This is a genomic window from Streptomyces carpinensis (genome assembly GCF_002154505.1).
Classification (GTDB): domain Bacteria; phylum Actinomycetota; class Actinomycetes; order Streptomycetales; family Streptomycetaceae; genus Streptomyces; species Streptomyces carpinensis.
In genome coordinates this window covers 1-21563 of sequence record NZ_MUBM01000048.1, presented here as the reverse complement: position 1 = coordinate 21563, position 21563 = coordinate 1, and the positions used below count along the sequence as shown (strand labels likewise).

The 21563-nt window shown below is 69.6% G+C and carries 19 protein-coding genes; all 19 read right to left on the bottom strand.

What is annotated here, in order from left to right; all coding sequences use genetic code 11:
- Window positions 1-80 precede the first annotated feature (80 nt).
- The 19 genes from atpD to thrB all read right to left on the bottom strand — a co-directional run bounded on the left by atpD (window position 81) and on the right by thrB (window position 21389).
- Complete coding sequence (gene atpD, locus BZY54_RS07700) at window positions 81-1517, bottom strand: F0F1 ATP synthase subunit beta (protein ID WP_086723894.1); 1437 nt, start codon at window positions 1515-1517, stop codon at window positions 81-83.
- Window positions 1517-2434, bottom strand: coding sequence for a F0F1 ATP synthase subunit gamma (locus BZY54_RS07695; RefSeq protein WP_086723892.1), 918 nt, complete (start codon window positions 2432-2434; stop codon window positions 1517-1519). Before BZY54_RS07695 ends, atpD begins: the two co-directional genes overlap by 1 nt.
- A gap of 21 nt (window positions 2435-2455) precedes the next feature.
- Entirely contained in the window at window positions 2456-4048 is a 1593-nt protein-coding gene (atpA, locus tag BZY54_RS07690) for a F0F1 ATP synthase subunit alpha (RefSeq protein ID WP_086723890.1), read from the bottom strand.
- Window positions 4049-4189: 141 nt separating this feature from the next.
- Window positions 4190-5005: a F0F1 ATP synthase subunit delta gene (locus BZY54_RS07685; protein ID WP_086723888.1), complete on the bottom strand. Its 816-nt coding sequence runs from the start codon at window positions 5003-5005 to the stop codon at window positions 4190-4192.
- Entirely contained in the window at window positions 5002-5550 is a 549-nt protein-coding gene (locus BZY54_RS07680) for a F0F1 ATP synthase subunit B (RefSeq protein WP_086723915.1), read from the bottom strand. The genes BZY54_RS07685 and BZY54_RS07680 overlap by 4 nt, the downstream gene beginning before the upstream one ends.
- A gap of 50 nt (window positions 5551-5600) precedes the next feature.
- On the bottom strand, window positions 5601-5840 hold the full coding sequence (atpE, locus tag BZY54_RS07675) for an ATP synthase F0 subunit C (protein ID WP_018571456.1): 240 nt from the start codon (window positions 5838-5840) through the stop codon (window positions 5601-5603).
- A gap of 78 nt (window positions 5841-5918) precedes the next feature.
- Window positions 5919-6737 carry a F0F1 ATP synthase subunit A gene (atpB, locus tag BZY54_RS07670; protein ID WP_483025146.1) on the bottom strand — a complete coding sequence of 273 codons (819 nt, stop codon included), beginning with the start codon at window positions 6735-6737 and terminating at the stop codon, window positions 5919-5921.
- 225 nt (window positions 6738-6962) lie between these two features.
- The gene (locus BZY54_RS07665) at window positions 6963-7400 is read right to left on the bottom strand and encodes a Cg1360 family ATP-synthase-associated protein (protein ID WP_086723886.1); all 438 of its coding nucleotides are present in this window, start codon (window positions 7398-7400) and stop codon (window positions 6963-6965) included.
- A 302-nt stretch (window positions 7401-7702) separates the two neighbouring features.
- Complete coding sequence (locus BZY54_RS07660) at window positions 7703-9088, bottom strand: MraY family glycosyltransferase (RefSeq protein WP_086723884.1); 1386 nt, start codon at window positions 9086-9088, stop codon at window positions 7703-7705.
- Between the two features lie 160 nt (window positions 9089-9248).
- A complete protein-coding gene (locus tag BZY54_RS07655) occupies window positions 9249-10487 on the bottom strand; it encodes a serine hydroxymethyltransferase (RefSeq protein WP_086723882.1) in 1239 nt (412 codons plus the stop codon).
- A gap of 219 nt (window positions 10488-10706) precedes the next feature.
- Entirely contained in the window at window positions 10707-11384 is a 678-nt protein-coding gene (locus tag BZY54_RS07650; RefSeq protein WP_086723880.1) for an arsenate reductase/protein-tyrosine-phosphatase family protein, read from the bottom strand.
- Window positions 11381-12028: an L-threonylcarbamoyladenylate synthase gene (locus BZY54_RS07645; RefSeq protein ID WP_086723878.1), complete on the bottom strand. Its 648-nt coding sequence runs from the start codon at window positions 12026-12028 to the stop codon at window positions 11381-11383. Before BZY54_RS07645 ends, BZY54_RS07650 begins: the two co-directional genes overlap by 4 nt.
- A 55-nt stretch (window positions 12029-12083) precedes the next feature.
- Entirely contained in the window at window positions 12084-12923 is an 840-nt protein-coding gene (prmC, locus tag BZY54_RS07640) for a peptide chain release factor N(5)-glutamine methyltransferase (RefSeq protein WP_086723877.1), read from the bottom strand.
- 110 nt (window positions 12924-13033) lie between these two features.
- Window positions 13034-14101, bottom strand: coding sequence for a peptide chain release factor 1 (gene prfA, locus BZY54_RS07635; protein ID WP_086723875.1), 1068 nt, complete (start codon window positions 14099-14101; stop codon window positions 13034-13036).
- 109 nt (window positions 14102-14210) lie between these two features.
- Window positions 14211-14435, bottom strand: coding sequence for a 50S ribosomal protein L31 (rpmE, locus tag BZY54_RS07630; protein ID WP_014675000.1), 225 nt, complete (start codon window positions 14433-14435; stop codon window positions 14211-14213).
- Window positions 14436-14609: 174 nt separating this feature from the next.
- Window positions 14610-15749: an LCP family protein gene (locus BZY54_RS07625; protein ID WP_086723871.1), complete on the bottom strand. Its 1140-nt coding sequence runs from the start codon at window positions 15747-15749 to the stop codon at window positions 14610-14612.
- 332 nt (window positions 15750-16081) lie between these two features.
- A complete protein-coding gene (locus BZY54_RS07620; RefSeq protein ID WP_086723869.1) occupies window positions 16082-17872 on the bottom strand; it encodes a trypsin-like serine protease in 1791 nt (596 codons plus the stop codon).
- A gap of 214 nt (window positions 17873-18086) precedes the next feature.
- Window positions 18087-20072 (bottom strand): transcription termination factor Rho, encoded by a 1986-nt coding sequence (gene rho, locus BZY54_RS07615; RefSeq protein WP_086723867.1) that lies wholly within the window; start codon window positions 20070-20072, stop codon window positions 18087-18089.
- 411 nt (window positions 20073-20483) lie between these two features.
- Window positions 20484-21389: a homoserine kinase gene (gene thrB, locus BZY54_RS07610; RefSeq protein WP_086723866.1), complete on the bottom strand. Its 906-nt coding sequence runs from the start codon at window positions 21387-21389 to the stop codon at window positions 20484-20486.
- Window positions 21390-21563 lie beyond the last annotated feature (174 nt).

Sequence of the window (21563 nt, the reverse complement as noted above, 5' to 3'; positions counted from 1 at the left end):
CTAAGGGGCGTGAGGAAGGGGGCGGGACGCGCCCGCCCCCTTCCAGGTGTGAGCCGTGAGACTCACTTCGAGCTCGAAGCTCAGGAGACGCCCAGCTCCTTGGCGTTGTTCTTCAGGTCCTCGAGACCACCGCACATGAAGAACGCCTGCTCCGGGAAGTGGTCGTACTCGCCGTCGCAGATCGCGTTGAACGCGGCGATCGACTCGTCCAGCGGCACGTCCGAACCGTCCACGCCGGTGAACTGCTTGGCGACGTGGGTGTTCTGGGACAGGAAGCGCTCCACGCGACGGGCACGGTGGACGACGAGCTTGTCCTCCTCGCCGAGCTCGTCGATACCGAGGATCGCGATGATGTCCTGCAGGTCCTTGTACTTCTGCAGGATGTTCTTCACGCGCATGGCCGCGTTGTAGTGGTCCGCGGAGATGTAGCGCGGGTCCAGGATCCGGGACGTGGAGTCCAGCGGGTCCACGGCCGGGTAGATGCCCTTCTCCGAGATCGGACGGGACAGAACCGTCGTCGCGTCGAGGTGGGCGAAGGTGGTGGCCGGGGCCGGGTCGGTCAGGTCGTCGGCGGGGACGTAGATCGCCTGCATCGAGGTGATCGAGTGACCGCGGGTCGAGGTGATGCGCTCCTGGAGGAGGCCCATCTCGTCGGCCAGGTTCGGCTGGTAACCCACCGCGGACGGCATACGGCCGAGCAGGGTGGAGACCTCGGAACCGGCCTGCGTGAAGCGGAAGATGTTGTCGATGAAGAACAGCACGTCCTGCTTCTGCACGTCGCGGAAGTACTCCGCCATCGTCAGGCCGGCGAGGGCCACGCGCAGACGGGTGCCCGGGGGCTCGTCCATCTGACCGAAGACCAGCGCGGTCTTGTCGATGACGCCCGAGTCGCTCATCTCCTCGATGAGGTCGTTGCCCTCACGAGTGCGCTCACCGACACCGGCGAACACGGAGACACCGTCGTGGTTGTTGGCGACGCGGTAGATCATCTCCTGGATGAGCACCGTCTTGCCGACGCCGGCGCCGCCGAACAGACCGATCTTGCCGCCCTTGACGTACGGGGTCAGCAGGTCGATGACCTTGACGCCGGTCTCGAACATCTCGGTCTTCGACTCGAGCTCGTCGAAGTTCGGCGCCTTGCGGTGGATCGGCCAGCGCTCGCCGTCGTAGGACTCGTCGACGTTCAGCACCTGACCGAGAGTGTTGAACACCTTGCCCTTGGTGAAGTCACCGACCGGCACGGTGATCGGCGCGCCGGTGTCGACGACCGGCGCCTGGCGGACCAGGCCGTCGGTCGGCTGCATGGAGATCGCGCGCACCAGGCCGTCGCCCAGGTGCTGGGCGACCTCGAGGGTCAGCGTCTTCTTCTCGCCGGCGTTGGCCGGGTCGGCCACCTCGACGTGAAGGGCCTGGTAGATGTCCGGCATCGCGTCGACGGGGAACTCCACGTCGACGACCGGGCCGATGACCCGCGCGACGCGGCCCGTCGCCGTGGCCGTCTCAACAGTGGTGGTCATTAGTAGTCACTCCCCGCGGTCGCGTCGGCCAGGGCGCTCGCGCCACCGACGATCTCGCTGATTTCCTGGGTGATTTCGGCCTGGCGGGCCTGGTTGGCAAGCCGGGTGAGCGTCTCGATGAGCTCTCCGGCGTTGTCCGTCGCCGACTTCATCGCGCGCCGCGTGGCGGCGTGCTTGGAGGCGGCCGACTGGAGCAGCGCGTTGTAGATGCGGCTCTCCACGTAGCGCGGCAGCAGGGCGTCGAGGACGTCCTCCGCCGACGGCTCGAAGTCGTACAGCGGAAGGATCTCGTCCTTCTTCTCCGTCTGCGCCGCGACTTCCTCCAGGCGCAGCGGCAGCAGCCGGGAGTCGATCGCCGTCTGCGTCATCATCGAGACGAACTCGGTGTAGACGATGTGGAGTTCGTCCACGCCGCCGTCCGCCGTCTCCTGCTCGATGGCCTCGATCAGAGGCGCCGCCACCTTCTTGGCGTCCGCGTACGTGGGCTCGTCGGTGAAGCCCGTCCACGACTCCGCGATCTTGCGCTCACGGAAGTTGTAGTGGGCGACACCGCGCCGGCCGACGATGTAGGAGTCGACCTGCTTGCCCTCGCGCTCCAGGCGCTCGGTCAGCTGCTCCGCGGCCTTGATGGCGTTGGAGTTGAAGGCGCCGGCCAGACCGCGGTCGCTCGTCAGGAGCAGGACCGCGGCACGGGTCGGGTTCTCGGCCTCCGTGGTCAGCGGGTGCTTGATGTTCGAACCGGTGCCGACCGCCGTGACCGCGCGGGTCAGTTCCTGCGCGTACGGCGTGGAGGCCGCCACCTTGCGCTGCGCCTTGACGACGCGCGAGGCGGCGATCATCTCCATCGCCTTGGTGATCTTCTTGGTCGCGGTGACGGATCGGATGCGACGCTTGTAGACCCGGAGCTGGGCTCCCATGAGTCAGGTCCCTTCCTTACGTCACTTGGCGGCAGCGGCCGGAGTGTCCTCGCCGAGCAGCTTGCCGTCCGAGGTCTCGAACTGCTTCTTGAACTCCGCGACCGCGTCCGCGATGGCCTGGATCGTGTCGTCGGACATCTTGGCGCCCTCCTTGATGGAGGTCATAAGGCCCTGCTCCTTGCGGTGCAGGTACTCCAGGAGCTCCCTCTCGAAGCGGCGGATGTCGGCGACCGGCACGTCGTCCATGCGGCCGGTGGTGCCGGCCCAGATGGAGACGACCTGGTCCTCGGTGGCCATCGGCTCGTACTGGTTCTGCTTGAGCAGCTCGACCATGCGCTGACCGCGCTCCAGCTGGGCCTTCGAGGCCGCGTCCAGGTCGGAACCGAAGGCGGCGAACGCCTCCAGCTCACGGAACTGGGCGAGGTCCACACGCAGGCGGCCGGAGACCTGGCGCATCGCCTTGTGCTGGGCGGAGCCACCGACGCGGGAGACCGAGATGCCGACGTTCAGCGCGGGGCGCTGACCGGCGTTGAACAGGTCGGACTCCAGGAAGCACTGGCCGTCGGTGATGGAGATGACGTTGGTCGGGATGAACGCCGAGACGTCGTTGGCCTTGGTCTCGACGATCGGCAGACCGGTCATCGAACCGGCGCCCATGTCGTCGGAGAGCTTGGCGCAGCGCTCCAGCAGCCGGGAGTGCAGGTAGAAGACGTCACCCGGGTAGGCCTCACGGCCCGGCGGGCGGCGCAGCAGCAGCGACACGGCGCGGTAGGCGTCGGCCTGCTTCGACAGGTCGTCGAAGATGATCAGGACGTGCTTGCCCTGGTACATCCACTGCTGACCGATGGCGGAACCGGTGTAGGGCGCCAGGTACTTGAAGCCGGCCGGGTCGGACGCCGGGGCGGCGACGATGGTCGTGTACTCCAGCGCGCCGTTCTCCTCCAGCGCGCGGCGAACCGACGCGATGGTGGAGCCCTTCTGGCCGATGGCGACGTAGATGCAGCGGACTTGCTTCTTCGGGTCGCCGGTGCGCCAGTTGTCGCGCTGGTTGATGATCGTGTCGACGGCCAGGGCGGTCTTGCCGGTCTGACGGTCACCGATGATCAGCTGACGCTGGCCACGGCCGATCGGGGTCATCGCGTCGACGGCCTTGTAGCCGGTCTCCATCGGCTCGTGCACCGACTTGCGCTGCATGACCGTGGGGGCCTGCAGCTCGAGGGCACGGCGGCCCTCGGTCTCGATCTCGCCGAGGCCGTCGATCGGGTTGCCGAGCGGGTCCACCACGCGGCCGAGGTAGCCCTCGCCGACGGCGACGGACAGGACCTCGCCGGTGCGGGTGACCGGCTGGCCCTCCTCGATGCCGCTGAACTCACCGAGGACGATGGCACCGATCTCGCGCTCCTCGAGGTTGAGGGCGAGGCCGAGGGTGCCGTCCTCGAACTTCAGCAGCTCGTTGGCCATGGCCGAGGGCAGGCCCTCGACCTTCGCGATGCCGTCGCCGGCAAGGGTGACCGTACCGACCTCCTCGCGCGAGGCCGCGTCCGGCTTGTACGACTGGACGAAGTTCTCCAGCGCGTCCCGGATCTCCTCCGGCCGGATCGTGAGCTCCGCCATCTGGGTTCCCTGCTCTCCTTGTTGGGCCCGAAGTTTCACTTGGGGGGTATTCCACGAGTCGGGGACTCCCCCCAATAAGAGGTGAATCCTCTGCACGGCCCAACCAGGGCCGTCGTGTACGTCTTGCGTGTTGAGTTGCTGCTAGCTCGCCATGCGGCGGGCGGCGTCGTCGAGCCGGTCCGCGAGGGAGCCGTTGATCGTCTCGTCGCCGACCTGCACCCGGATCCCACCGATGAGCTCGGGGTCCACGTCGATGTTGAGATGCATCTGGCGGCCGTAGAGCTTGGCGAGGGCGGCGCCCAGGCGCTGCTTCTGCCGGTCGCTCAGCGGGACCGCCGAGGTGACGACGGCGACCATGCGGTTGCGACGGTCGGCGGCGAGCTTGGACAGGGACTCCAGTCCCGATTCCAGGCTACGTCCCCGCGGCGCGGTCACAAGGCGCGTCACCAGACGCTCGGTGGTCTCTTTCGCCCGGCCCCCGAGCAGCCGGCGCAGCAGCTCGCCCTTGGCAGAGGTGCTCGCGGACCGGTCGGTCAGCGCCGCGCGCAGCTCGGTGCTGGAGGAGACGATCCGGCCGAAGCGGAACAGTTCGTCCTCGACGTCGTCGAGCGTGCCGGCCCGCTGGGCGGCGCTGAGGTCGGCGAGGTTCGCCAGCTCCTCCAGCGTGTCGACCAGGTCACGCGACTGCGACCAGCGCGAGCGCACGATGCCGGACACCAGGTCCACGGCGGCACCGTCGACCTGGCCGCCGAGCAGGCGCTGGACCAGCGCGGCCTTGGCGTCACCGGGCTGCGCCGGGTCGGTGAGGACCCGACGCAGGCCGACCTCGCGGTGGAGCAGCGCGGTCACGGCCGCCAGCTCGTCGGCGAGCCGCGCGGCGTCGACGGACGTGGAGTCCATCAGCGCGTCGAGACGCTCACGTGCGGCGGTCAAAGCCTCGCGGCTCGCTCCGTTCATCGCGCGGCCTCGGCCTTCTCCTCGAGCTCGTCGAGGAAGCGGTCGATCACGCGGCTCTGCCGGGCGTGGTCCTCGAGGGACTCACCGACGAGCTTGCCGGCCAGCTCGGTGGCGAGCTTGCCGACGTCCTGGCGGAGCGCGGACGCGGCGGCCTTGCGGTCGGCGTCGATCTGGGCGTGACCGGCGGCGACGATCTCCTCGCGCTGACGCTGGCCCTCGGCCCGCATCTCGGCGATGAGCGAGGCGCCCTGCTCCTGAGCCTCCTGGCGCAGGCGCGCGGCCTCGTGCCGGGCCTCGGCGAGCTGGGCCTTGTACTGCTCGAGGACGCTCTGGGCCTCGACCTTCATGGCCTCGGCCTCTTCGATACCGCCTTCGATCGCCGCGCGGCGCTCCTCCAGAACCTTGTTGATGTTCGGCAGGAGCTTCTTCCCGAGGAAGAAGAAGACGATGGCGAAGGTGACGAGGCCGATGACCAGCTCGGGGCCGGGCGGGATGAGGGGGTTCTGCTGCTCCTCCGCCGCCAGCTGCACCAGCTGCTGTGTCAGCTGCATGTCATCAGTGCCTTTCCCTAATGGGGTGGGTCGTCCGCCGCGGTTTACTTGTAGGTGTAAACGAACGGCATGACGATGCCGATGAGGGCGAGCGCCTCACAGAAGGCGAAGCCCAGGATCTGGTTGGCACGGATCAGACCGGCGGCCTCGGGCTGGCGGGCGAGCGCCTGGGTGCCGTTGCCGAAGATGATGCCGATGCCGATGCCGGGACCGATGGCGGCGAGGCCGTAGCCGACGGAGGCGATGGAGCCGGTGACGGCGGCAAGGGTCTCAGTGGCAGCCATGCTGATTCTTCCTTCTCTTTCAAGGACCGGTGGGGGTTGGCCACCGGACGTCTGTGACGGGGCGGTGCGGGACGTGGCTCAGTGGTGCTCGGCGAGAGCGCCCTGAACGTAGGAGCAGGCCAGGAGGACGAAGACGTACGCCTGGACGGCCTGGACGAAGAGCTCGAACAGGATCATGACCATGGCCATGACGAACGAGACGGCGCCGGCCGCGACCAGCCAGCTGTTCATCAGGTACCAGCTGGCGACGGTGAACATCACGAGCAGCAGGTGGCCGGCGAACATGTTGGCGAACAGTCGCACCGCGTGCGTGAACGGGCGGACCAGGACGTTCGAGAAGAACTCGATGACCACCACGAGCGGCAGCACCGGGCCGAGGGACTTGTCGTAGCCGGTGAGGTTCTTGAAGCCGCCGGCGAAGCCGTGCTTCTTGAAGGTCAGAACCATCCAGGTCACGTAGACGATCGCGGCCATGGCGGCGGGGTAGGCGATGATCGACGTCACCGGGAACTGGGCGACCGGGATGATCGACCACAGGTTCATGATCCAGACGAAGAAGAAGATCGAGACCATGAGCGGGACGTACTTCTCGCCCTCGCGCTTGCCGAGCGTCTCGTAGACGATGCCGCGGCGAACGAAGTCGTAGCCCGCCTCACCGACCATCTGCAGCTTGCCCGGGACCACCTTGGCCTTGCTGAAAGCGGACCAGAAGAAGCCGACCACGACCAGCGAGGTGATGATGGCGAGCAGCATCGGCTTGTCGAAGTCGTAGCCGCCGACCGAGAACATCGGCTTGAAGATGAAGGAGTGGAGGCCCGGCGACGGAAAGCCGCAGCCGTTCTCGGCGAAGACGCGGCAACTCCAGTCAAAGGCGAGCGTGGTCTGGTCAGCACTCACCGCGGGCTCCTTCGGCATGGCGCATGGATACGGCAACCTCGTTGTGTCGGCGCGGCGCGCAGCCGCGGGTCGGCACCGGACTGGTGGTACGGATGTGGGGGCGGCCGGCGGGCATCGAGCCTCGCGATCGAGCAGGCGTCAGCTCAGATGCCCGCGCCCGCGATGCCGCAGTTGGCACCGGACGATAGCAGGAGATCACGCACGTCTTTATCCCGGCCCTACCCCTCACGACGAGGACCCTGTCTTCTCGGACTTCTCGTTCTTCTCCGAGTCCGGTTCGACGTAGAAGATCTTGGCCTTCATGTGCGCGCGCGCCTGGGCCGCCATCCACACGATGGTCGCGGCCACGAGTGAGAACGCGAATGCCCTGGCATTGAAGAGCGAGGTGCCCTTGAAGACGGCCAAGAAGATCATGAGCAGCAGAAGTTGGGCGACGTAGAGCATGAGGCCCATGGCCTGGAAGAGCTGCGGAAGCGTTTTCGCCGTCCACTGCAGCACGTAGAGACCGATCCCCATGTACAGGATGGCGAGGGCTACGCCGACGACGGCCCCGATCGCGCCCTTCCCGCCGGCGACCGCGCCACTGACCGCCACCGCGACCACACCGACAGCTGCGGTGGGTACGGCGGTGTGCAGTAGGTTCCGGACGTCATTGGACGGCATGGCGGCAACTCCGCTTTTCACTGGGGGCAGGGTGTCGTCATGGACGAGCGTAGTCCCCGGTTCGGACGAGGGGTCCACCACACCAAGGGGCCCTCGCATGCGGGTCCTTCGGTTGTATCCGGGGTTCTCGTGAACGGTATCACAAACTATTTGATGAGGTCTTTACCTGTAGGGTGTGCTGGCTGTCACACATGAGAGCGAAGCCGCCCTTCTGCGCAAAAACCGATCCAACTTGTCGGGTATCAGGGGCTTTTGTCCCCCCACGAGATGGCAACGCTTTAGTCAGATTCTTACCTTGGGCGTCAGCGCGACGTTCCCGCCTTGCGCCCGTCGAGAACGCGCGAACGGGGGCCCACGGCGGTAGCGCCGTTGACTCCGGCCACTCCCGCCACGATCGGCGCGGAGTGCTCACGGGCCCCGTGGACGCCATGAGCCTCATGGGCCTCCGCGGCCCCCTCACGCGCAGCGGAGCCGACCCCCGCAGGGGTGGCGGTGCCCGGGGCCACGACCGCCCGACGGCGGCCCCGGCGATAGCGCGGCGGCACGAACTGCTCGGCCCAACGCGGGGTACGCGGCGTGAACCGCGGCAGCAGGAGCAGCACCAGCCCGAGGAAGCTGAGGCAGACGATCCCCAGCACGATCCACATCGACGCGGAGTTGACCGAGTAGGCCAGCGCCCCGAAGCCGATCAACGCGGCCCAGAAGTACATGATCAGCACGGCCCGGCTGTGCGAGTGGCCGATCTGCAGCAGCCGGTGGTGCAGGTGGCCGCGGTCCGCCGCGAACGGCGACTGCCCGCGCCAGGTGCGCCGCACCACCGCGAAGACGAAGTCGGAGGCCGGGATGGCGATGATCGTCAGCGGCATCAGCAGCGGGATGTAGACCGGCACCATCTGGTGCACGGCGTTGCGCTCGGAGCCGGAGAACAGCTTCATCACGTCCGGGTCGACCTGCCCGGTCACCGAGATCGCCCCGGCGGCCAGCACCAGGCCGATCAGCATCGAGCCCGAGTCGCCCATGAAGATCCTGGCCGGGTGCATGTTGTGCGGCAGGAAGCCCAGGCACATGCCCATCAGCACGGCGGCGAAGAGGGTGGCGGGGGCGGCGGCCTCGATGCCGTACGAGTACCAGATCCGGTAGGTGTACATGAAGAACGCGGCGGCCGCGATGCACACCATGCCGGCGGCCAGCCCGTCCAGGCCGTCGACGAAGTTGACCGCGTTGATCGTGATGACGACCAGCGCCACCGTCAGCAGGGTGCCCTGCCACTGGGTGAGCGCGACCGTGCCGACGCCGGGGACCGGCAGCCAGAGGATCGTCAGGCCCTGCATGACCATGACGCCGGCGGCGATCATCTGCCCGCCGAGCTTGATCAGGGCGTCGATCTCGAACTTGTCGTCCAGGACACCGATCAGCCAGATCAGCGCGGCCCCGGAGAGCAGCGCGCGCGGCTCGTTGGACTTCGCGAAGACCTCGTTGAGGTTGGTGAGGTGGTCGGCGACCAGCAGGCCCGCGCACATGCCGAAGAACATCGCGATCCCGCCGAGCCGCGGAGTGGGTTCCCGGTGCACGTCACGCGCCCGGATCTCCGGCATCGCTCCGGCCACGATCGCGAACTTGCGTACCGGCCCTGTCAGCAGATACGTCACCGCGGCCGTGATGCAGAGCGTCAGCAGGTATTCACGCACGGGCTTCCCCACAGGTCTCGCTGGCCATCTCAGCCCCACACACTAGCGACGCGGGCATATGTATGGGGACTTCCGGGTAGCGACGATGGTTGCACGTGTGGCTGTGTACGAATGTTGCCGGGGCAGTGCACGAGGGTGCGCCTACCCCGTCGCGGCCGTCTCAGCCGGGATACGGCGGGAACCGTGCGGTGAGCTCGCGCACGTCCTCACGGGCCCGCGCCGCGTCGAGCTCCCCGCGCAGCACCTTGCCGAACAGCGCGGCGATCCGCTCCATCTCCTCCCGTCCCATGCCCTGCGTGGTCACCGCGGCGGTGCCCAGGCGCAACCCGCGGACGTCGGCGTGCGGCAGCGCGCAGCAGTCCAGCACCATTCCGGCGGCGGCCAGCCGCCCGCGGGCGGTGCGCCCGTCGACGCCGAGCGGCGACGGATCGGCGGTGATGAGGTGGGTGTCGGTGCCGCCGGTGGTGATGCTCAGCCCCTCGCCGGCCAGACCCGCCGCCAGCACGCGCGCGTTGGCGACCACCTGGTGGGCGTAGGCTCCGAACGCGGGGGTGGCCGCCTCGGCGAACGCCACGGCCTTCGCCGCGATGGTGTGCATCTGGGCGCCGCCCTGGGTGAAGGGGAACACCGCCCGGTCGACGCGCTCGGCCAGCTCGCTCCCGCACAGGATCATCCCGCCGCGCGGCCCGCGCAGCACCTTGTGGGTGGTGGCGCACACCACGTCGGCGTGCGGCACGGGGCTGGGCGCCGCTCCCCCGGCGACCAGGCCTATCGGATGCGCGGCATCGGCGATCAGATAGGCGCCCACGTCGTCGGCGACCGATCGGAAGAAGGCGTAGTCGATGTGGCGCGGGTAGGCGATCGACCCGCACACGATCGCCTTGGGCCGGTGCGTGCGGGCCAGGGTGTGCACCTGGTCGTGGTCGATGAGCCCGGTCTCGGCGTCGACGCCGTACCCGACGAAGTCGAACCAGCGCCCCGAGAAGTTCGCGGGCGATCCGTGGGTGAGGTGACCGCCGTAGGGCAGCCCGAGCGCGAGGACCGTGTCTCCGGGGCGCAGCAGCGCCGCGTAGGCGGCGAGCACGGCGGAGGACCCGGAGTGCGACTGCACGTTGGCGTGCTCGGCGCCGAACAGCGCCTTGGCGCGCTCCACGGCGAGCCGCTCGGCCGCGTCGACGATCTCGCAGCCGCCGTGGTGCCGGGCGGCCGGGTAGCCCTCGGCGTACTTGTTCGCCAGCGGCGAGCCGAGCGCGGCCAGCACCGCGGGCGAGGTGAAGTTCTCCGCCGCGATCAGCTGAAGGGTCGTCGACTGCCGGTCCAGCTCCCCCAGCAGGATGTCGGCCACTTCGGGGTCCTGCCGCCGCAGGACATCGGCCTCTAGGGCAGGGATGACCGACATGGTGGTCTCCGGACGGTCGACGGTGACGTACGTCCAATGTAGGCCCGGCACGGACGCGTGCGCGCGGTCGTTACGCCTCGCGGGTCATCGGCGGCACCATGCGCCCCATCACGCCCGCACGGGCGTTCGCCTGGGCGCCACGCCGTGCACAGGAGCCCCCAGCGGCACCGGGGCCCGCGCTCGGCGTCCCCGTCGGGCCCGCGCGGTGCTTTCCCGGCATCAGGCCCGCGCGGACACTCCCGTCAGCGCCGTCACCACGGGGTCCAGAGCCTCGTGTATCTCGTCGCCGATCGAGCGGAAGAAGGGCAGGGGGGCGCCGTAGGGGTCGTAGACCTCGTCGGCCTCGACGCTGGGCGCGAGAAGCCACCCGCGTAGAGCGGCGGCGGCGCGGACCAGGGCCCGTGCGCGTTCCACCACGCCCTCCTCCAGGGGAGGCAGCGTGGCCAGGTCTATCGCCCTCACCAGGCGCGTGAACTCCTTGAGGGTGAAGGTGCGCAGGCCGGCCGAGTGCCCCATGGAGATGACCTGGGCGCGGTGGTCACGGGTCGCGGTCAGGACCAGGTCGGCCCTGATCACGTGCTCGTCCAGGAGCTCGCGGCCCACGAAGCCCGAGGCGTCCGCGCCGAAGTCCGCGAGGACCGTCTCCGCGTTGGTCTCCATCCGCGCGCCCTCGTGGCCCCAGGTGCCCGCGCTCTCCACGATGACCCCGCCGCCGGCCGGGTCGCCGAGCCGGTCCGCCAGGAAATGCCGGGTCAGCCGCTCGGTGATGGGCGAGCGGCACACGTTGCCGGTGCTGACGTGGAGGATGCGGAAGGTGTCACGGGGCGCGGCCGTCCGTGGCGGGCGCCCCGTCTCGTCCTCCTCACCTATGCCACGCCCCGCTTCAGGGGCCGTCAATTCGCCACCTCGAGGTCGGGTACGACCTTCCGCAGCTCCTCCGGCGACAGAGCGCCCTCACGGAGCAGTACGGGCACCTCGCGGGTGACGTCGACGATGGAGGACGGGATGTTGCCGGGGGTGGGGCCGCCGTCGAGGTAGACGGAGACGGAGTCGCCGAGCATGTCCTGGGCGGCGTCGCAGTCCTCCGGCGCGGGGTGGCCGGTGAGGTTCGCCGAGGACACGGCCATCGGGCCGACCTCGGTGAGCAGCTCGATGGCGACCGGGTGCAGCGGCATGCGCACGGCGACCGTGCCCCGCGTGTCGCCGAGGTCCCACTGCAGGGACGGCTGGTGCCGGGCGACCAGCGTCAGCGCGCCCGGCCAGAACGCGTCGACCAGCTCCCAGGCCATCTCGGAGAAGTCCGTGACCAGCCCGTGCAGCGTGTTCGGGGAGCCGATCAGGACGGGAGAGGGCATGTGGCGGCCACGGCCCTTGGCGGCGAGCAGGTCGCCGACGGCCTCGGAGGAGAACGCGTCGGCGCCGATGCCGTACACGGTGTCGGTCGGCAGCACCACGAGTTCGCCCCGGCGGACGGCGGACGCGGCCTCGCGCAGACCCGTCACACGGTCGGTCGCGTCGTTGGTGTCGTATCGCCGTGCCATTGTCAGCGGGCCTCCTCGTACACGTACTGCTGGCTTGAAGTCCTGGTGGGGGCGGTCACGGCAGCGCCTTGCGTGCGGTGGCGAACCGCGGCCGGTTGTTGAGGTCGGGATGGTCGGCCGCATCGGCCCAGCCCCGTTCCTCGGTGAAGATCCACGGCACCTGGCCGCCCTGGGTGTCGGCGTGCTCGATCACGACGACCCCGCCGGGGCGCAGCAGCCGGTGCGCGGTGCGCTCGATGCCGCGGATGAGGTCGAGGCCGTCCTCACCCGAGAACAACGCCATCTCGGGGTCGTAGTCGCGGGCCTCGGGAGCGACGTACTCCCATTCGGTGAGCGGGATGTAGGGCGGGTTGGAGATGACGAGGTCGACCTGGCCGTCGAGGTCCGGGAAGGCCGTCAGGGCGTTTCCCTGGCGCAGGTCGACCCTGGAGCCCTCCACGTTCTTGCGGGTCCAGGTCAGCGCCTCCTCGCTCAGCTCCACGGCGTGCACGCGCGAGCGCGGCACCTCCTGGGCGAGGGCGAGCGCGATGGCACCCGAGCCGGTGCACAGGTCGACGATGCACGGCTCGACCACGTCCATGGCGCGTACGGCGTCTATGGCCCAGCCCACCACCGACTCGGTCTCCGGCCGTGGCACGAACACGCCGGGCCCGACCTGGAGCTCCAGGTACCGGAAGTACGCCCGCCCGGTGATGTGCTGCAGCGGCTCGCGCTGCTCGCGCCGGGCGACGACCTCCCAGTACCGGGCGTCGAAGTCGGCGTCCGGCACGGAGTGCAACTGGCTCCGCTTGACGCCGTGCACGAACGCGGCGAGTTCCTCGGCGTCGTTGCGCGGCGAGGGCACGCCTGCGTCGGCCAGCCGCTGGGTGGCCTGCGCCACCTCCGCGAGCAGCACGCTGCGGGGGCTTGGGGGTCGCCCCCCAAATTCTTGCTGCACGCTGGTCCTCCGTGCTTGGTACTCGTACGTGCGTTCCGTCCGTACGTGCCTGACGAGCCTGTCGGTCCTCAGGCCGCCGCGAGCTTGGCGGCCGAGTCCGCGTCGACACAGGCCTGGATCACCGCGGCGAGGTCGCCGTCCAGGACCTGGTCCAGGTTGTACGCCTTGAATCCGACGCGGTGGTCCGAGATGCGGTTCTCCGGGAAGTTGTACGTGCGGATCTTCTCGGAGCGGTCGACGGTGCGGACCTGGCTGCGGCGGGCGTCCGCGGCCTCCTTCTCCGCCTCCTCCTGCGCCATGGCGAGCAGCCTGGAGCGCAGGATACGCATCGCCTGCTCCTTGTTCTGCAGCTGGCTCTTCTCGTTCTGGCAGGAGGCGACGACTCCGGTGGGCAGGTGCGTGATGCGCACCGCGGAGTCGGTGGTGTTGACGGACTGCCCGCCGGGTCCGGAGGAGCGGTAGACGTCGATGCGCAGGTCGTTGGGGTTGATCTCGACGTCGACCTCCTCGGCCTCCGGGGTCACCAGGACTCCCGCCGCCGAGGTGTGGATGCGGCCCTGGGACTCGGTGGCCGGCACGCGCTGCACGCGGTGCACGCCGCCCTCGTACTTCAGCCGGGCCCACACGCCCTGGCCGGGCTCGATCTGCCCGCGGGCCTTCACCGCGACCTGGACGTCCTTGTAGCCGCCCAGCTCGGACTCGGTGGCGTCGATGATCTCGGTCTTCCAGCCGACGCGCTCGGCGTAGCGCAGGTACATGCGCAGCAGGTCCCCGGCGAAGAGCGCGGACTCGTCGCCGCCGGCACCCGCCTTGATCTCCAGGATGACGTCCTTGTCGTCGCTGGGGTCGCGCGGGACCAGCAGCAGACGCAGCTTCTCGGTCAGTTCCTCGCGCTGCTTGTCCAGCTCCTTGACCTCGGCGGCGAAGTCGGGGTCGTCGGCGGCCAGTTCGCGCGCGGTCTCGATGTCGTCGCCCGTCTGCTTCCAGGAGCGGTACGTGGCGACGATCGGGGTGAGCTCGGCGTACCGCTTGTTGAGCTTGCGCGCATTGGCCTGGTCGGCGTGGACCGACGGGTCGGCGAGCTTCTTCTCCAGGTCGGCGTGCTCGGCGACGAGCTCCTCGACGGCCTCGAACATCTTTCGGCTCCTGATACTGCGGGGGGTGGGGAAGGGCGGGCGACCAAAAACGCCGGTCCCGGCGCACCCCGGCGAGGGGCACGGCCGTGGACCGGCGAAAAGGGGCTCGCTACTTCTTGGAGCCGGCGGCAGCCTTGCCGAAGCGGGCCTCGAAGCGGGCCACACGGCCACCGGTGTCGAGGATCTTCTGCTTGCCCGTGTAGAACGGGTGGCACTCGGAGCAGACCTCGGCCCGGATGGTGCCGGACTCGATGGTGCTGCGGGTGGTGAACGACGCGCCGCAGGTGCAGCTGACCTGCGTCTCGACGTACGCGGGGTGAATGTCGCGCTTCAAGGTGTCTCCTATGTTCCGGGAGGGCGCCGGGTCGCGGCCGCGGGATGCGGCAGCGTGAACCGGAGCCGACGTACCAGTCTGCCAGGACTGGCGCCATCCCCCAAAACCGGGGGCGGTGGCCGGGTATTCCCTGCGGGCCGCCGGGGCGAGCCCGGCTGATCCGAACGACTGGCCCTAGGAGGAAACCACACCCTTCGCCTTGCCGGTGGCCGTGCCCTCGACGGCCGTCCTCGGGATCGGCTTGTCGTTCTTCAGGGCGGTCCAGACCTGCTCGGCCTTGGACTTCTCGATGACGACCCGGTTCGGGTTCGTCGGGTCGTACCGCACCGGCATCGTGACCATGTTCATGTGCGAGGCGCTGATGCCCTTCAGGCCGCCGGCGAAGGAGATCAGCGAGTTCACCGAGCCGAGATCGGAGTCGGTGGTGACGGCCCCGGTCGCGGTGTCGGCGAGGTCGTACAGCTTCTTCGGGTTGGTGAACAGGCCGACGTGCTTGACCTGGTTGACCAGCGCCTTCACGAAGGCCTGCTGGAGCTGGATGCGGCCCAGGTCGGAGCCGTCGCCGACGCCGTGCCGGGTGCGGACCAGGCCGAGCGCCTGCTGCCCGGTGAGCGTGTGGGTGCCCGGGTCTAGGTTCAGGTGGCTGTCCGGGTCGTGGATGGCCTTGGTGGTGGTGACCTGGACGCCGCCGAGCTCGTCGATGAGCTTCTGGAAGCCGCTGAAGTCGACCTCCAGGTAGTGGTCCATCCGGACGCCGGTGAGCGATTCGACGGTCCTGACGGCGCAGGCGGCGCCGCCGGTGGAGTAGGACTCGTTGAACATCACCCCATGTGCGGCCGGGTGCGTGCCGCCCTTGGCGTCGGTGCACTCGGGGCGGTCGATGAGGGTGTCGCGCGGGATGGAGACCACGCTGGCCTTCTTGTGGCCCGCGTACACGTGCACGATCATCGCCGTGTCGGAGCGGGCGCTGCCGTCGTCGGTGCCGCCGCCCAGCTTCTTGTTGCCGCCGCTGCGGCTGTCGGAGCCCAGGACCAGGATGTTCTCGGAGCCGTTGTCGGCCTTGCCGGGCCGGTCGCCGCCGAGGGCCTGGTTGATGTCGACCGTCTTGAGGTTGCCGTTGAGCTTGAAGTAGAGGTAGCCGGCGCCGGTGCCGCCGAGCACGACGATCCCCGCAGCGGTCCAAGCCGTGACCGAAAGCGCCCTGCGCCGCGTGGTGGGCGGCTTGCGCCGGCGGCCCTTGGCGGCCCGTCGGCGGGGGCTCGTGGTGCTGGTCTCCCCGGGTATGCCCGGGTCCGGCGTGCTCTCGGCGGACATGCGCTCCTCGGCTCTCGTATCCGGTCGGTTACCCCCTGATTGCAGGGTCAGGCCCCGATCTGTCCTGGGTCGTGCCGTCCCCGGCGTTCCGAACCGGTACGCACCATCGTCGCTCGTACGGTCAGACGGGGGAACTCGGGAAAGGGTTGCACAACCCCCTGTGCGGATCACGACGGGGCAGCTGTGGCAAACGTCTCGCCCGTCCGCGCACGCTCCGCGATCGGACGCGCTGCCGTGGCGCCTGCCGTACGTGGGACGGCGCCGCGTACGGCGAAGGGCCGCCCCCGTCGCGGGAGCGGCCCTGAGCACAGCCGCGGTGGTGCCGGCTTCGATCAGCCGAAGAGGTCGAAGCCTCCCCAGCCGACGCCGACCTGGACCCGGCTCTTGAACGTCGCCGAGCCGGCCAGACCGGTGCCCTTGTACAGCCAGAGCACGCCGGAGCCGTCCCGCGCCAGCAGGTCGGGCTTGCCGTCGCCGGTGTAGTCACCTGCGGTGGCGAAGGCGTTGTAGATGTTCCAGCCGGGGCCGACCTTGGTCCGGGTGCCGAGCGCCGGCGAGGCGACGCCGGTGCCCGGGTAGAGCCACAGCACGCCGGAGCCGTCCCGCGCCAGCAGGTCGGGCTTGCCGTCGTTGTTGTAGTCGCCCTTGCCGGTGATGGTGTAAGCGGACCAGCCGGGGCCGATCTTGACCCGGGTGCCGAACAGCCCGTTGCCCTTGCCCGGGTAGAGCCACAGGACGCCGTCCTTGTCCTTGGCGACCAGATCGGGCAGGCCGTCGCCGGAGAGGTCACCCGGAACCCGGATGTCCTTCATGACGTTCCAGCCGGGGCCGACGCGGATCGACCGGTAGCTGCCGGTCCCGTCGAACGCGTAGTCGTACAGGACACCGTCCGGAGTGCGGTACAGGTAGTCCTGGTAGAAGTCGCGGTTCAGGTCGGCCTGGCGCACCAGGCTCAGCCCGCTCCAGTCGCCGATCGAGTACCGGTTGCCCAGGTAGGGCCACTTGTCCCCGAGGGAGTAGTACTCGTAGGCCCCGCCGCCGGACGAGCGCCGGACGAACAGGTCCGCCAGACCGTCGAAGTCGAGGTCTGCGTCGTCGATGCGCGCGTTGACCGCGCCGACGTAGGAGCGGGTCTTGGCGTAGACGCTGTAGGCGCCCGTCTGGACGCAGTCCTGGACGCCCCACGAGACGACACCGGCGATCCGGCCCTTGACCACGAGCGGGCCGCCGGAGTCGCCGTTGCACGGGGAGACCGTACCGGCGTCCTGACCGGAGGCCGGGTTGCCGGCGCAGGTCATCTGACCGGGCACGAAGTCGGAACCGTAGTACGTGGTGCAGGCGGAGTCCGACCGCATCGGCACGGTCGCCTTCTTCAGCGTCAGCGAGAGGTCGTCGCTGGTGGAGCTGGTGCGCCCCCAGCCGTACACCGTCGCCGGGGTGCCGTTGCCGTACGAGGCGGTGTCGGAGCTCGACGTCAGCTGGAGCGTCTTGTACGGCAGCGCATCGGTCAGTGTCAGCACCGCGAGGTCGCCGCCCGCGGTGGTGGCCGGCTTGTACGTGGGGTTGACCCACTGGCGCCAGACGCCGGCGACCCGGCCGCCGTGCAGATCGCTGCCGTCCGGCAGCTGGCCGGTGCCGGCGACGACAGCCCCGTTCTTCGCCCAGTTCAGGCCGTACACGCAGTGCGCGGCGGTCAGGACCTTCGCCGGGGCCACCAGGGTGCCTCCGCAGAAGTAGCCCTCGTCGTCGGACGGGTCCGCGGTGCCCTTGTCGTCGTAGTAGTGCAGCTGCACCATCCACGGCGCCTCGGTGATGGATGCGGCCGTACCACCGATGATCTTCGGGTCGACGGTGCCGGACGAGGCCTCGGGGCTCGGGGAGGTCTTCGGCGCCGCGGTGGGAGCCGTGGCCGGGTCGTTCTTCAGCGCGGTCCGGGAGCCCTGGATCCGCTCCAGCAGTTCCGCGTGGGAAACGCCGGGCTTCTCGGTGACGGCCGGCCGGGGCGGGACGGGGGTCGTGCCGGACGCCTGGGCGGGAGCGGCCGCGAGGACCGCGCCTCCCAGGGCCAGTGCCGCGGCGGCCGCGGGAAGACCCAGACGGGGTCTTCGGGAAGTAGATGCCACTCAGTTCTCCTGTCACCGTGGATTGCTCGTGGGAGAGGAGAACCCGGCGGACGCGGCGCCGTCGAAGACAGCACGGACCGTCCCCCATGGGCGCATTCGAAAATACGTTCCCCCCCACTTCGGTGCGCTGACGCTACGGGGCAAAAGTGAAGCCGCCCCGTCACCGAGGTGACGGGGCGGCTTCGGGGCAGTGTCAAAGACGGCCGGGCGGGACTCAGTCGCCGTTTCCGGGTGCCGGGGTCGTCTTCTGGATCTGCATCAGGAACTCGACGTTCGACTTGGTCTGCTTCATCTTGTCGAGGAGCAGCTCGATCGCCTGCTGCTGGTCGAGCGCGTGCAGCACCCGGCGCAGCTTCCAGACGATGGACAGCTCCTCGTTGCCGAGCAGGATCTCTTCCTTACGGGTACCGGACGCGTCCACGTCCACCGCCGGGAAGATGCGCTTGTCGGCGAGCTTCCGGTCGAGCTTGAGCTCCATGTTGCCGGTGCCCTTGAACTCCTCGAAGATCACCTCGTCCATGCGGGACCCGGTGTCCACCAGGGCGGTGGCGAGGATGGTCAGCGAGCCGCCGTCCTCGATGTTGCGGGCCGCGCCGAAGAAGCGCTTCGGCGGGTACAGGGCCGTGGAGTCGACACCACCGGACAGGATGCGGCCGGAGGCCGGGGCGGCGAGGTTGTACGCGCGGCCCAGACGGGTGATCGAGTCGAGCAGGACGACCACGTCGTGCCCCAGCTCGACGAGGCGCTTGGCGCGCTCGATGGCGAGCTCGGCGACCGTGGTGTGGTCCTCGGCCGGGCGGTCGAAGGTCGAGGAGATGACCTCGCCCTTGACCGACCGTTGCATGTCGGTGACCTCTTCCGGACGCTCGTCGACGAGGACGACCATCAGGTGGCACTCGGGGTTGTTGTGGGTGATCGCGTTGGCGATCGCCTGCATGATCATGGTTTTGCCGGTCTTCGGCGGGGCCACGATCAGACCACGCTGGCCCTTACCGATCGGCGACACGAGGTCGATGATGCGGGTGGTCAGCACGCCCGGATCGGTCTCCAGGCGGAGCCGGTCCTGCGGGTACAGCGGGGTCAGCTTGTTGAACTCCGGGCGGCCACGGCCGTGTTCGGGCGCCATGCCGTTGACGGAGTCCAGGCGGACCAGCGCGTTGAACTTCTCACGCCGCTCGCCCTCCTTCGGCTGACGGACGGCACCGGTGATGTGGTCGCCCTTGCGCAGGCCGTTCTTGCGGACCTGGGCGAGGGAGACGTACACGTCGTTCGGGCCGGGCAGGTAGCCGGACGTCCGGATGAACGCGTAGTTGTCGAGGATGTCCAGGATGCCCGCGACGGGGATCAGGACGTCGTCCTCGGCGATCTGCGGCTCGGAGACTTCGTCGCGGCCGCGGCGGCCACGGCGGTCGCGGTAGCGGCCGCGACGGCCCCGGCGGCCGCCCTCGAAGTCGTCGTCGTCCTGGGGACCGGCGCCCCGGTCCTGACGGCCGCCGCCCTGCTGTTGGCTCTGCTGCTGACGCTGGCCGCCCTGCTGGTCGTCGCCCTTGCCGCGGCGGTCGCGGTCGCGGTCACGGCCGCGCTCACGGCGGTCGCGGCGGCGGCCCTCGCCGCCCTCACCGGCGTCGCCCTTGGCCTCGCCCTGCTGCGCCTGCTGCTGACCCTGGGCCTGCTGCGGCTGCGCCGGGGTCTCGGCCTTCGGCTCGCTCTTCGCCTCGGCGGCGACGGTCTCGGGGCTGCCCGCCTCCGCGGTGGCCCGGCGCCGGCGGCGCTCGACGGGGGCGTCCTCGCTGGCCGGCTGGCCGGGGATCTCGATCTGCTGCTGGGCCACGGCCTTCTCGGCGGGGGCCTGGGCGGCCTTCTTGTCCGCGGCGGAGGCCTCCTCGCCCGTACGGGTCCGGGAGGTGGCGCGGCGCTTCGGCTTGGTCTCGGCGGCGGCGTCGGCCTTCGCGGGGGCAGCGCCCCCTGCCGCCTGCGCCTCCTTGATGACCTCGATCAGCTGGCTCTTGCGCATACGCGCGGTGCCCCTGATGCCGAGGCCCGAGGCGACCTGCTGCAGCTCGGCCAGCACCATGCCCTCGAGGCCGGTACCGCGGCGCCGCCGGGAGCCCGCACCGGTGGCAGGCGCGGAGGCGTCCGTGGCGGGCGCGGCAGCGGTCTCCTCGACACGTGCGCCCATCAGATCGGTGGTGTCGCTCACGAAGGGTCCTTCCCTGGAGCGGACGTCGGCCTGTCTGGCTCGGCGACCGGTTGTGCTGTCCGGCTTCGGTCCTTGCTGTGTGGACCGCGCCGGGGCGGTGGTCCGCCAAAGCGGCGGAAGAGATATCTGGTGATTGGCGCTACCTCGAGCCGTGGCACCGAGTGTCACTGTGTCACGTGGTGTGGTGGCGCCGATTCCGGAGCGTGCCCTGTGAACCGCTCAGCGTCCGCATACGACGTACTGCCCAGATACGGCGTACGGAACACAGAGTGCCTTGGGGAGCTCCCGGAAGAATGTTGGTCCCGGACGGGGACACGAAGCACCTCGCCATGGTGGGGTCGGGTGCAGACTTGAGGTTAACACTACCGGATCCAACAAACATTCCCCCTCTCCAAATCCGGCAATCGCGTGTCAGCCCGACAGCGGCAGCACGCTCGCGCCCTGCATGTCGAGGCTCAGCCGGTTCGCCGCCCATTCGGCGCCCGCCAGCCGCTCCACCTTGTCGGCGGAGTCCTCGTCGGCCAGGGCCATCACCGTGGGCCCGGCACCGGAGATGACCGCCGGGATGCCGTCGGCGCGCAGCCGCTCCACCAGCGCAGCGCTCTCCGGCATGGCCGGGGCGCGGTACTCCTGGTGGAGGCGGTCCTCGGTGGCGGGCAGCAGCAGTTCGGGGCGCCGGGTGAGGGCCTCTACGAGCAGCGCGGCGCGACCCGCGTTGACGGCCGCGTCGACGTGCGGCACGGTGCGCGGGAGCAGTCCCCGCGCGGTTTCGGTCAGGACCGGCTTACCGGGGACGAAAACCACCGGAACGATGGAATCGCAGGGCTCCATCCTGATCGCCCGGGCGGCGCCGGCCTCCATCCAGGACAGGGTGAAACCGCCGAGCAGGCAGGCCGCCACGTTGTCCGGGTGGCCCTCGATCTCGGTGGCCAGCTCGAGCAGCGCGGAGTCGTCGAGTCTGGCCTCGCCACCTATGGTCACGGCGCGGGCGGCGACGATGCCGGCGCAGATGGCGGCGGAGGAGGAGCCGAGGCCACGGCCGTGCGGGATGCGGTTGGCGCAGACGATCTCCAGGCCGCGCGGCTGGCCGCCGAGGACGTCGAAGGCGGTGCGCAGCGAGCGTACGAGCAGGTGCTTCTCGTCGCGCGGCAGCGTCTGACTGCCCTCGCCCGCGATGTCGATGTGCAGCCCGGAGTCGGCCACCCGGACGACGACGTCGTCGTAGAGCCCCAGGGCGTCGAAGCCCGGGCCGAGGTTGGCGCTGGTGGCGGGGACGCGCACGCGGACGGCGGCGGCGCGGAACGCTGGACCGGCCATCGCTCGTTGACTCTCCTTGAGCTGCGTGATGGTCGAGTGACATTCGACCGACATTCGACAGGTACGTGAGGACCCTCGGACCGTGGAGACGGCGCGGCACCGCGCCATGCGAGGCATATGCGGCGGGCGGGTTCCCTACAGCCTATCGAAGGAAGGTTCTGTGGCGACATAGGG

Excerpts from the sequence above, each read along its gene's own strand:
- BZY54_RS07645 (WP_086723878.1), bottom strand. The coding sequence starts at position 12,028 with ATGGCACGGCGATACGACACCAACGACGCGACCGACCGTGTGACGGGT.
- BZY54_RS07625 (WP_086723871.1), bottom strand. The coding sequence starts at position 15,749 with ATGTCCGCCGAGAGCACGCCGGACCCGGGCATACCCGGGGAGACCAGC.
- thrB (WP_086723866.1), bottom strand. The coding sequence starts at position 21,389 with ATGGCCGGTCCAGCGTTCCGCGCCGCCGCCGTCCGCGTGCGCGTCCCC.
- atpD (WP_086723894.1), bottom strand. The coding sequence starts at position 1,517 with ATGACCACCACTGTTGAGACGGCCACGGCGACGGGCCGCGTCGCGCGG.
- atpE (WP_018571456.1), bottom strand. The coding sequence starts at position 5,840 with ATGGCTGCCACTGAGACCCTTGCCGCCGTCACCGGCTCCATCGCCTCC.
- atpA (WP_086723890.1), bottom strand. The coding sequence starts at position 4,048 with ATGGCGGAGCTCACGATCCGGCCGGAGGAGATCCGGGACGCGCTGGAG.
- prfA (WP_086723875.1), bottom strand. The coding sequence starts at position 14,101 with ATGTTCGAGGCCGTCGAGGAGCTCGTCGCCGAGCACGCCGACCTGGAG.
- BZY54_RS07685 (WP_086723888.1), bottom strand. The coding sequence starts at position 5,005 with ATGAACGGAGCGAGCCGCGAGGCTTTGACCGCCGCACGTGAGCGTCTC.
- BZY54_RS07695 (WP_086723892.1), bottom strand. The coding sequence starts at position 2,434 with ATGGGAGCCCAGCTCCGGGTCTACAAGCGTCGCATCCGATCCGTCACC.
- BZY54_RS07655 (WP_086723882.1), bottom strand. The coding sequence starts at position 10,487 with ATGTCGGTCATCCCTGCCCTAGAGGCCGATGTCCTGCGGCGGCAGGAC.
- BZY54_RS07665 (WP_086723886.1), bottom strand. The coding sequence starts at position 7,400 with ATGCCGTCCAATGACGTCCGGAACCTACTGCACACCGCCGTACCCACC.